General features: G+C 72.4%; 4 protein-coding genes. 3 read left to right on the top strand and 1 reads right to left on the bottom strand.

Features of this window, described 5'->3' with window-relative positions:
- The 3 genes from HR086_RS40370 to HR086_RS49485 form a co-directional block, all read left to right on the top strand.
- Nucleotides 1-2,891, top strand: a 2,891-nt coding sequence (locus HR086_RS40370) for an AAA family ATPase (RefSeq protein ID WP_174468273.1), incomplete at its 5' end; no start/stop codon positions are given.
- Between the two features lies 1 nt (nt 2,892).
- A complete protein-coding gene (locus tag HR086_RS40365) occupies nt 2,893-5,196 on the top strand; it encodes an AAA family ATPase (protein WP_174468272.1) in 2,304 nt (767 codons plus the stop codon).
- 225 nt (nt 5,197-5,421) lie between these two features.
- The gene (locus HR086_RS49485) at nt 5,422-8,427 is read left to right on the top strand and encodes a tetratricopeptide repeat protein (RefSeq protein ID WP_174468271.1); all 3,006 of its coding nucleotides are present in this window, start codon (nt 5,422-5,424) and stop codon (nt 8,425-8,427) included.
- A 15-nt stretch (nt 8,428-8,442) separates the two neighbouring features.
- On the opposite strand, the gene HR086_RS40355 is transcribed toward HR086_RS49485, so the two are convergent.
- On the bottom strand, nt 8,443-9,781 hold a 1,339-nt coding region (locus tag HR086_RS40355; protein ID WP_174468270.1), incomplete at its 5' end, for a M20/M25/M40 family metallo-hydrolase.

Below are 9,781 nucleotides of genomic sequence, written 5' to 3'. Positions count from 1 at the left end.
CCACCATCCTCCCCCGGACGCCGCCCAAGCCGCCCAAGCCGCCCCGGCGCCGCCGGACGCCTGGAAAGGACTCGAAGGGGACGGCCACTCCGCCGGAGACGCCCGAGCAGCGCGAGGCGCGCCGCAACCGCCGCCGCCTCACGCTCACCGAGCTGCGGGAGGTGGCGCGCAACCTGAGCCACTCCGCCAGAGATGACGGGCTGGAGCACTGCTACGGCCGCGAGGCGCTGGTGCGCGAAGTGGTGGACGCGCTGGAGGGCCGGGAGGGCGCGGCCATCGTCCTGGTAGGACCGCCGGGCTCCGGCAAGACGGCGCTGGTGCACGAGGTGGTGCGCCGGCTCACCGCGCGCCAGGACGCCGCGGGACAGCGCCGGGACGTGTGGCGCGTGGATGGCAATCAGTTCATCGCGGGGATGATGTACGTGGGCCAGTGGGAGGCCCGCGCGCGCGGCGTGGTGAAGGAGCTGGTGGAGGTGGGTGACCTGCTCTACGTGGACGACCTGGCCTCGCTCGTCTACGCGGGGCGCACCTCCAGCGAGCGCACCAACGTCGCGCAGTTCCTGGAACCCCACATGGCGCGCGGCGAATTGACCGTGCTCGCGGAGTCCACGCCCGAGCGCTTCGAGCGGGTGCGCGAGGAGGCCCCGACGCTCGCCTCGCTGTTCCGCGTGGTGCACGTGCCCGCGTTGGAGCCCCGCACGACGTTGCCTGCCCTGCTGGGGACACTGCGAGAACTGGAGGGCTCGGGCGAAGGCGGGCCCGCGGTGCGGCTGTCCCCGCTCGCGCTGGAGACCCTGCTGGACCTCCAGCAGCGCTTCGTCGCGCACGAGGCCTTCCCGGGCAAGGCGGTGCGGCTCTTGCGCCGGGTGCTCGCGAGGCCCGGCACGGTGGACCAGAACGTGCGCCGCTTCACGGAGGAGGACGTCACCGCCGCGATGCGCGCGCAGACGGGCCTGCCGGACTTCGTGCTGGGGAGCGCGCCTCCGAAGTCCCGGGACGTGCTGGAGCGCGAGCTGGCCGCGCAGGTGGCCGGACAGCCGGAGGCCGTCGCCGCCGTGGTGGATGCCATCCTCACGCTCCAGCGCTCGCTGCAGCCGCCGGACAAGCCGCTGGCCACCTACCTCTTCGTGGGCCCCACCGGCGTGGGCAAGACAGAGACGGCCAAGGCGCTGGCGCGCACCCTCTTCGGCAGCGAGGAGCGGATGGTCCGCTTCGACATGTCGGAGTTCGTCTCCGCGTCCAGCATCACCCGGCTCTTGGGCCTGCCCGGCGCACCGGACGGCGAGCTGACGACGGCGCTGCGCACCCAGCCGTTCTGCGTGGTGCTGTTCGACGAGGTGGAGAAGGCGCACCCGCGCATCTTCGACGCGCTCCTCCAGTTCCTCGGTGAAGGCCGGCTGACGGACGGCGCGGGGCGCACCGTGGACGCGCGACAGGCGGTGGTGGTGCTCACGTCCAACCTGGGCGTGCGCGAGGCCGCCGCCCGCACGGGCTTCCACCGCGCTCCGGAAGGCGCGGAGGCGCACTACCTCTCCTCGGTGCGCGCCTTCTTCCGCCCGGAGTTCTTCAACCGCCTGGACCGCGTGGTGCCCTTCCGCTCCCTCACGCCCGCCGCGCTGCGCGTCGTCGTGGAGCACGCCCTGGAGTCGCTGCTGTCGCGGCGAGGCATCCGCCGGGGCAACGTGCTGGTGGAGGTGGAGTCCGCGCTGCTCGACCTGCTGGTGGAGCAGGCATATGACCCGCGCTACGGCGCGCGTCCCTTGAAGCGCGCGCTGGAGCGACGCCTCACCGTGCCCCTGGCCCACCACCTGGTGCGGCGCGGCGGCGAGGACCTGGCCCGCGTGGAGCTGTTCCGCCGGGGCGAGGACATGGGGCTGTCGGTGGAGCTGCTCATGAGGGAGCCCGCGTGGGCCCGTGAGCAGGACCCCACCACCTGGACGCTCCCTGGCGTGTCGCGCGTCCTGGAGGAAGTGACGACGCGACTGGAGTCGCTCCAGGCGGCGGAGGCGAGGCGCTCGGACGGAGAGGCACCGCCCGGTGGTGTCGAGGCCGTGGAGCTGGGAGAGCGGCTGGAGCGCCTGTCGGCGGAGGCCCTGGACATCCGGGAGAATGAACTGGCGGACCGCGACTTCCTGGAGACAGAGGAGCGCGTGGGCAAGCTGGAGCGCGACGGGTACCAGGACAGCTGGAGGCACAACAAGGGACGGGGCGGGCTGCGGCCTCGGCCCTCCTATGTCCCGGAGCCGATGCCGGTGTCCCCCGAGGAGCGGCTGCGTCGCTGCCGCCCCAAGGTGGTGAACCTGCGCGATGAGGTGGAGTGGCTCGCGCATCAGCTGGCGACGCGAGCGCGCGGAATGGAGGTGCACGCGTTGCTGGTGGAAGGGCTCGCGGACTCGCCGACCTCCGCGCTGGACTCCGTGGTGAAGGGGCTTCCCCAGGGCCTGGGACGCGTGGTGGTCCACGAGGAGCACGTGGAGCCGGATGGCACCATCGGCTGGGCGGCACCGGGCTCGGCGCGTCCCGCGGGGGTGCGTGTGCGGCGGCAGGTGGTGAGCATGGCGGCGTTCGGTCTGTCGGAGGTGCTCGCGACGCTGGAGGGATATGCGCTGGTGCATCTGGGCGTGCGGCCCGCGCTGGTCCGCGTGGAGCTGCTAGCGGACGCTCCCGACTTGATGAAGGACGTGTCCCGGGCGGTGGCGACTCGCGACGCGGTGAAGCTGGCGGAGCGGGAAGCCCGTCGCGCGGGCCTTGTGCCCGAGTCGCCCCAGGGCCGCGTCGTCATGGAGGGCGAGCCCGAGAACGTCGTTCATCTGGGGAGCGGGAGAACTCCCTCCGAGTCCGTGGCCTGGGCGGCGCGAGTGCTGCGCGACCCCGCGCGAGGAGGGCACTGACATGGACAAGAACTTCCATCTGTTCGTGCGGAACTACCCCGGCGTGGGGGTGGCCGCGCACGTATTGACGCACCCGCATCTGGCCTCGTTCGCGCCGGACCTGGCGACCGCGCGACTGGATGTGGCCGAGGTTCTGGGCCGACTGCTCAAGCGGGGGGACTTGCGTGACGCGCAGACCCACTGGCCGGACCTGCGCACGAAGAAGATGAACCTCACCGTGCGCGCCGTGCAGCACGGGCGACTGTTGCCCGTGCCGCTCAAGCTCACGGTGGTGACGCGCGGTGGACGAGCGAAGGCGGAGCGCGGCGGCCGGAAGGGCGCGGCGAAGGGGGCCGTGCACGTCTGGGTTCCTCGCGTGGACGTGGAGGGCTCGCTGCAGGACCTTGGGGACCTGGAGGCCTATGTGGAGGAGTTGGTCCGCCACGAGCTCTACATGGCGCCGCTGGAGCGCCTGCACTCGCTGGCCTACCTGGGCGATGAGACCGTCGAAACCATCTCCGTGACGGTGAAGTCCCGTGAGGCGACCCGCGCGCGCATCATCGAGGAGCCCCGAGGGCCGGTGCGCCGCCCTCCCCCACCTCCTGGACTCGCCGAGGCCAGCCGCTGCCTCAACGAGGAGGCCCGTGCGGGACTGCTGGAGCGTGCCTGGGAGCGCGACACGGAGGTCGGCCTGCTGGCCGAAGCCGTCACCTCGAGAGCGCGCGCCAGCGTGCTGCTCGTGGGTCCCCCTTCCGTGGGCAAGACGTCGCTGGTGCATGAGCTGGTGCACCGGGCGGAGTCCGCGTCGGCCGGGAATGCGCTCCAGGGACTGGAGGTCTTCAGCACCTCGGGCGGTCGCATCATGGCCGGCATGCGCTATCTGGGGCAGTGGCAGAAGCGCGTGCAGCTCATGGTCAACGAGCTGCGGGTGCGGCGCGCGGTGCTCCACCTGGACAGCCTCTCCGAGCTGCTCTCCCTGGGCGGCGGTGACACGGGCCTGGACGTCGCGCGACACCTACTGCCGGCGCTGGAAGGGGGCGAGGTGGCGCTGGTGCTGGAGGCCACGCCGGAGGACGTCGCGCGAGCGGAGCGCACCCATGGCGCCTTCCTCCAGGCGCTGCGACACGTCGTCGTGGAGCCGCTGGCTCCCGAGAAGGCTCGGGCCGCCGTGCAGCAGGCATCCCAGCGCGTCGCGAAGGCGCGCAAGGTGCGCTTCACACCCGCGTCGTTGGAGCGCGCGGCGGAGCTGACGGAGCGCTTCGGAGAGGGCCCGCCTCCGGGTGGCGCGGTGTCGCTGCTTCGCGCCGCGACGGCGCAGGCCGCCACGGGAACGGAAGTGGACGCGGGCGCGGTGACCTCCGCGTTCTGCACGCGCACGGGCTACCCGAGGGAGCTGGTGGACTCCTCGATTCGCCTGGACCCGGATGCGTTGCTGCGCCGCTTCCGCGAGCGCATTGTCGGCCAGGATGAGGCCACGCTGCTCCTGCGCAACCTCGTCGTCACGCTGAAGACGGGACTGGCGGACCCCTCGCGTCCCCTGGGGGCGTTCCTGCTCCTGGGACCCACGGGCGTGGGCAAGACGGAGTCGGCGCTGGCCCTGGCGGAGTACCTCTTCGGCGACATCGCCCGGCTGGCCCGCTTCGACATGGCGGAGTACGCCGCGCCCGGCAGCGCGGGACGGCTGGTGGGTGAAGTGGGAGGCCAGCAGGGAGGCCTCGCGCGGCGCGTGCGCGAGCAGCCCTTCGGCGTGGTGCTGCTGGACGAGGTGGAGAAGGCGGACGCGGGTGTGCATGACCTGCTGCTCCAGGTCCTCGGCGAGGGACGGCTGACGGACGGCACGGGGCGCACCGTCAGCTTCCGGAACACGGTGGTGCTGCTCACCAGCAACCTGGGCGCGGAGTCGGCGGCGCGCTCGCTGGGCTTTGGTGGTGACACGCCTCGGGACATGGAGGCGCACTACCTGGGCGCGGCCACGGCCTTCTTCCGGCCGGAGCTGCTCAACCGGTTGGACCAGGTGGTGCCCTACCGCGCCCTCGCGCCGGACGTCATCCGGACGCTCGCGCGACGCACCCTGGAAGCGGCGCTGGGCCGCGAGGGACTCGCGCGGCGTGGGGTGAAGGTGAGCTTTGGCGAGGACGTGGTGGACTTCCTCGCGAAGGCCGGCTTCGACGCGCGCTACGGTGCGCGTCCGCTGAAGCGCGCGGTGGAGCAACACGCCATCGTCCCGCTGGCGCAGTGGCTCGCGACGCATGCGGGCACTCCGCACCGACAGGTGACTCTGCGCGTGGGCGCCCAGGGCCTGCTCGTCCACGAGCCCCACGTGTGAGGTGTCGACGAGGCAGGCCGGGCGCTTCATGGCCTTGAGGCACCCGCGCCCGCCTGCCCGCTCGACCCACCGCACGGCGCGAGCCCCGCATGAAGCGGCGCTCCACCGTGATGAAGCCGCCACGTGGCGCCCTCTCCCCTGTCGCGCGGGGACTCTCTGCTATCGTCGCCCGCGCCCACTCCCCACCCCGGTACAGGAACCCTCCCGTGGGAGGGGACACCCTTCATGCGCTGCGTCGATGAGACCCTCTTCATGAAGTTGCTCCTGGGCGAGCTGTCGCCCACGGAGAGCGCCGAGGTGGATGCCCATCTCGACACATGCGCCTCGTGTCGCACGCTCGTGGCCGAAGGACTGCGCGCGCAGTCTCCGGACCTCATCACCAGCGCGACGCCCACCGAGCCCATGCCCCTTTCTCCCCGCCGCGAGGACTCGCCGCTGGAGAAAGGCACGGCGGTGGGCCGCTACCTCGTCCTGGAGCTGCTGGGCGCGGGAGCCATGGGCGTCGTGTACGGCGCCTATGACCCGGAGCTGGACCGCCGCGTCGCCCTCAAGCTGCTGCGCACCGGCGCCCTGGGCCTCGACATGGAGAAGGAGCGCGCCCACCTGCTGCGTGAGGCGCAGGCCATGGCCCGCGTCTCCCACCCGAACGTGGTGGCCGTCTACGACGTGGGCACCTTCGGCCAGCACGTGTTCCTGGCCATGGAGCGGGTGGAGGCCCAGACGCTGGGCGAGTGGCTGAAGGCCGCGCCCCGCCCCTGGCGCGAGGTGCTGGACCTCTTCCTCGACGCGGGCCGGGGACTCGCGGCGGCGCATGCCGCGGGCGTGGTGCACGGCGACTTCAAGCCCGCCAATCTCCTCGTCGGCGGCGACGACAATGTCCACGTCACCGACTTCGGCCTCGCGCGCCTGGGCGCTCCCACCACACGCGAGAGCGCGCTGCCCGCGCGCGCGGACCCCCTGCGTGACAAGACCGTGGAGCGCTCGCTGACGGGCGGCACGCCGGCCTACATGGCCCCGGAGCAACTGCTGGGCGAGACGCGCGCGGGCGCGGCCGGAGACCAGTTCTCCTTCTGCGTGGCGCTCCACGAAGCCCTCTACGGCGCACGCCCCTTCGAAGGCGCCACCCTGGCCGAGCTGGCCTCCCAGGTGTCCTCGGGACAGGTGCGGCCTCCGCCCAACGGCACGCGCGTTCCTCCGTGGCTGCGTCGCGTGTTGCTGAGAGGGCTCGCCCGTCGCGCGGAGGACCGCTTCCCGAACCTGGAGGCCCTGCTCGACGCGCTCCAGAACGACCCGGCCACGAGGTGGAAGCGAGGCCTCCAGTTCGCCAGCGCGGTGGCCATCCTCGCCACCGCGGTGGGCCTCACGCACGCGGTGCACACCCGAGGAGCACGGGCCTGCGCGAGCGCCCCGCAGGAGATGACCACCATCTGGGGCCCGGAGCAGGCCGCCGCCATCCAGGCCGCGTTCACCGCCACTGGCCGGCCCTATGCCTCCGCCGCCTGGGAGCGCGTGCGCCGGGAGCTGGACGCGTACACCGCCGCCTGGACGACGACGCGCACCACTGCGTGCGAGGCCACACGCGTCCGGGGCGAGCAGCCCGAAGAGGTGATGGCGTGGCGCATGCGCTGCCTCGACAATCGGCTGGCGGATGTCTCCGCGCTCACGCGGCTGCTGTCCCAGGCGGACGCCCGAACGGTGGACGAGGCGCACCGCGCGGTGAAGGGCCTGCCCCCCCTGTCGGGCTGCTCGGAGGCGCTGGCACCCGGCGGGGCCACCCTGCCCGAGGGGCCTGAAGCACGCGAGCGCCACGAGGCGCTGCGCGCGACGCTCGCACGAGGCCGAGCGCTCCTGGCCACCGGTCGCTACGCGGAAGGCGTCACGCTGGTGGAGCCGACGGCCGTGGCGGCGAAGCGGGCGGCGAACCGTCACGACGGCGCCGAAATCTCCCTGCTGCTCGGCGAGCTGCGCGAGGGAGCTGGAGACTGGCGTGGCGCGGAGGCCGCGCTCTTCGAGGCGCTGAACGCGGCGGAGGCCACGCGTCAGGACGCCGTGGCCGCCCGCGCGTGGACGCTGCTGGTGCGCGTGTCCTGCATCGGCCTGGACGAGTACGAACTGGCCTCGCGCTGGAAGGACCGCGCCGCGGCCGCCATCGAACGGCTGGGCGGTGGAAACGAGCTGACCCGCGTCCACCTCCTCACCTACTCCGGCACCGTCCTGCGCAAGCAGCGGCGCTTCGAGGAGGCCGTGGCGTTGCAGGAGCAGGCCCTGCTGTTCGCGGAGAGCACCTTCGGACCGGCCAGCCTGGAAGTGGCGGACGTGCTCCTGGAGCTGGGCTCCACGCAGTGGGTCCACCCCCGCCTCGCCGAGGCCCGGGCCCACCTGGAGCGCGCCGCCACCATCACCCGGCAGGCCCTGGGTCCCGAGCACCCGGAGGTCGCCCGGGTGCGCCTGGCCGTGGTCCCCGTGCTCAGGGACCAGGAGGAGCTGAAGCTGGCGGAACTGGTCGCCCGCGAGGCGCTCGGCGTCTTCGAGCGGACGCTCGGCCCGGACCACCCTCGCGTCTACGACGCACTCAACGACCTGGCCTCGACGCTCGTCGTCCAAACGCGCGAGGACGAGGCCCTCCCCTTCTACGAGCGCGCCCTCACCATCGTCGCGAAGACGGACGGGCCGGAGAGCTACGGCGCCTCCGTCATCCACGCCAACCTGGGCGTCCTCTTCTTTCAGAAGGGCCACTTCGACCTCTCCCTGGAGCACTTCCTGCGGACCATCGCCCTGCGCGACAAGTCGCGCGGACTGATGGACCCGTCGCTGGTGAGCCCGCTGCGCCTCGTCGGGAAGCTCATGTCCCTCAAGGAGCGCTACGCGGACATGGCGCACTACTGTCAGCGGGCCGTGGACATCATGCTCCTGCAACCGGATGACAGCTCCGGACAGTGGACGCTCAGCCTGAGGGATTTGGGCATCGCCTTCCTCAAGCTGAAACGGCCCACGGAGGCGCTCGTGCCCCTGGAGCGGGCCGTCACCGGCTGGGACAAGGCGCGGCCGGAGGTCGGCCAGCGCACCGAGGTGAAGTTCCTGCTCGCCCAGGCCCTGTGGGAGTCCGGCAAGGACCGCCCACGGGCCCTGCGCCTCGTCGCCGAGGCGCGAATCATGGCCATGACAGACGACCCCTCGGAGAAGACGCTCCCTCTCATCGACGCGTGGCTCGCGGCGCACAAGGTCCGCTGAAGCCTGGGGCCCCGCTCAGCGCGGCGTGGGTGACACCTGACGCTCGGCGGGACGACCTCGGCTCCCCGCCTCCCACTCATCCCAGAGGTTGAAGGACTTCATCTGCTCGGTCAGGTCGGTGGCCTTCATGAGCGCCTCCACCTCCGCGCGTCCCTGCCGGGGGAGCCGCTCCTCCATGGTGGCGAAGCCCCACGCCAGCGCGCCCACCACCGCGGCATTGGCGCGCAGCGTGCGTGCGTCGCACTGCTCGAACTCGTCCGAGCGCGCATGGTAGTTCGGCCCATACGTGGCGGACTCCTGGTTGGCGATGAGGTTGGCCACGCCGCTCAGCATGAAGTCCAGGTTGTCGGTGCCCACCACCGGCACATCCACCTGAGTGAAGGGACCCAGGCCCGCCACCGGGAGGAGCGCCTTGTCCACCAGCGGAACCAGCGGAGGGCGGCCATTGGTGAAGAAGCCGTTGATGCGGCCACAGCCGATGTCCACCGACAACGCCATGGCATGTCCATCCAGCTCCGCCGCGTGCGAGCGCACGTACCCGGCCGAGCCGTGCATGCCCTGCTCCTCGCCGTTCCACAGGGCGAAGCGGATGGTGCGCGCGGGCTTCAGTCCCAGCCGCCGCAGCTGCCGCGCCAGGTCGATGAGCATCGCCACGTTGGCGCCGTTGTCGAGCGCGCCTCCGCCCAGGTCCCAGCTGTCCAGGTGCGCGCCCAGCACGACGACCTCCTCCGGCCGCGTGGCGCCCCGAATCTCACCGATGACGTTGTGCGCCTCGTAGGGCCCGCCCGTCTTCAGCTCCAGCGCGGCCTTCATCGTGAGCGCGATGCCAGCCCGCAGCAGGCGCTGCGCGCGCCGGGCTCCGTCGCGCTCCATCACCATCATCGGCCGGGTGTTCTTCGCGCCCGTCGACACGTTGTGCCGGTAGAGCTGATTGCCCGGACGGCTGCCCATGTAGACGACGCCCGCCGCGCCGGCGCCCACCGCGCGCGCCTCGATTCCCACCGCCTCCTCGTACTCGCGGAAGAGGCCCTCCACGTCCCGCAGCTCCTCCGTCTCCACCAGCACGAACGCACCCTTCACCTTCGTACCCACGCGCGTGAAGTCCGCCTCCGCGCCGCGTCCGACGTCCAGCAGCGGCGCGGCGAGGCCTCCCTTCGGCGTCGCCGTGGAGAAGGGCATCGCGGCCACCCGGGGCGCGAAGCGCACGCCCTGGCCCTGCACCGTCGCGCTCGCCGACTGCTCCAACCACAGCGCCGGCATGCGGAAGGGCTCACTCGTCGCGGGGACGCCCGCCGCGCGGAAGCGCTCCAGCGCCCACGCCACCGAGCGCCGGTTGGACTCCGAGCCCGTGGCC

Source organism: Myxococcus sp. CA039A (genome assembly GCF_013336645.1).
Taxonomy (GTDB): Bacteria; Myxococcota; Myxococcia; order Myxococcales; family Myxococcaceae; genus Myxococcus; species Myxococcus llanfairpwllgwyngyllgogerychwyrndrobwllllantysiliogogogochensis.
The sequence above is the reverse complement of the archived record's forward strand: the minus strand, read 5'-3'. Positions and strand labels throughout refer to the sequence as shown.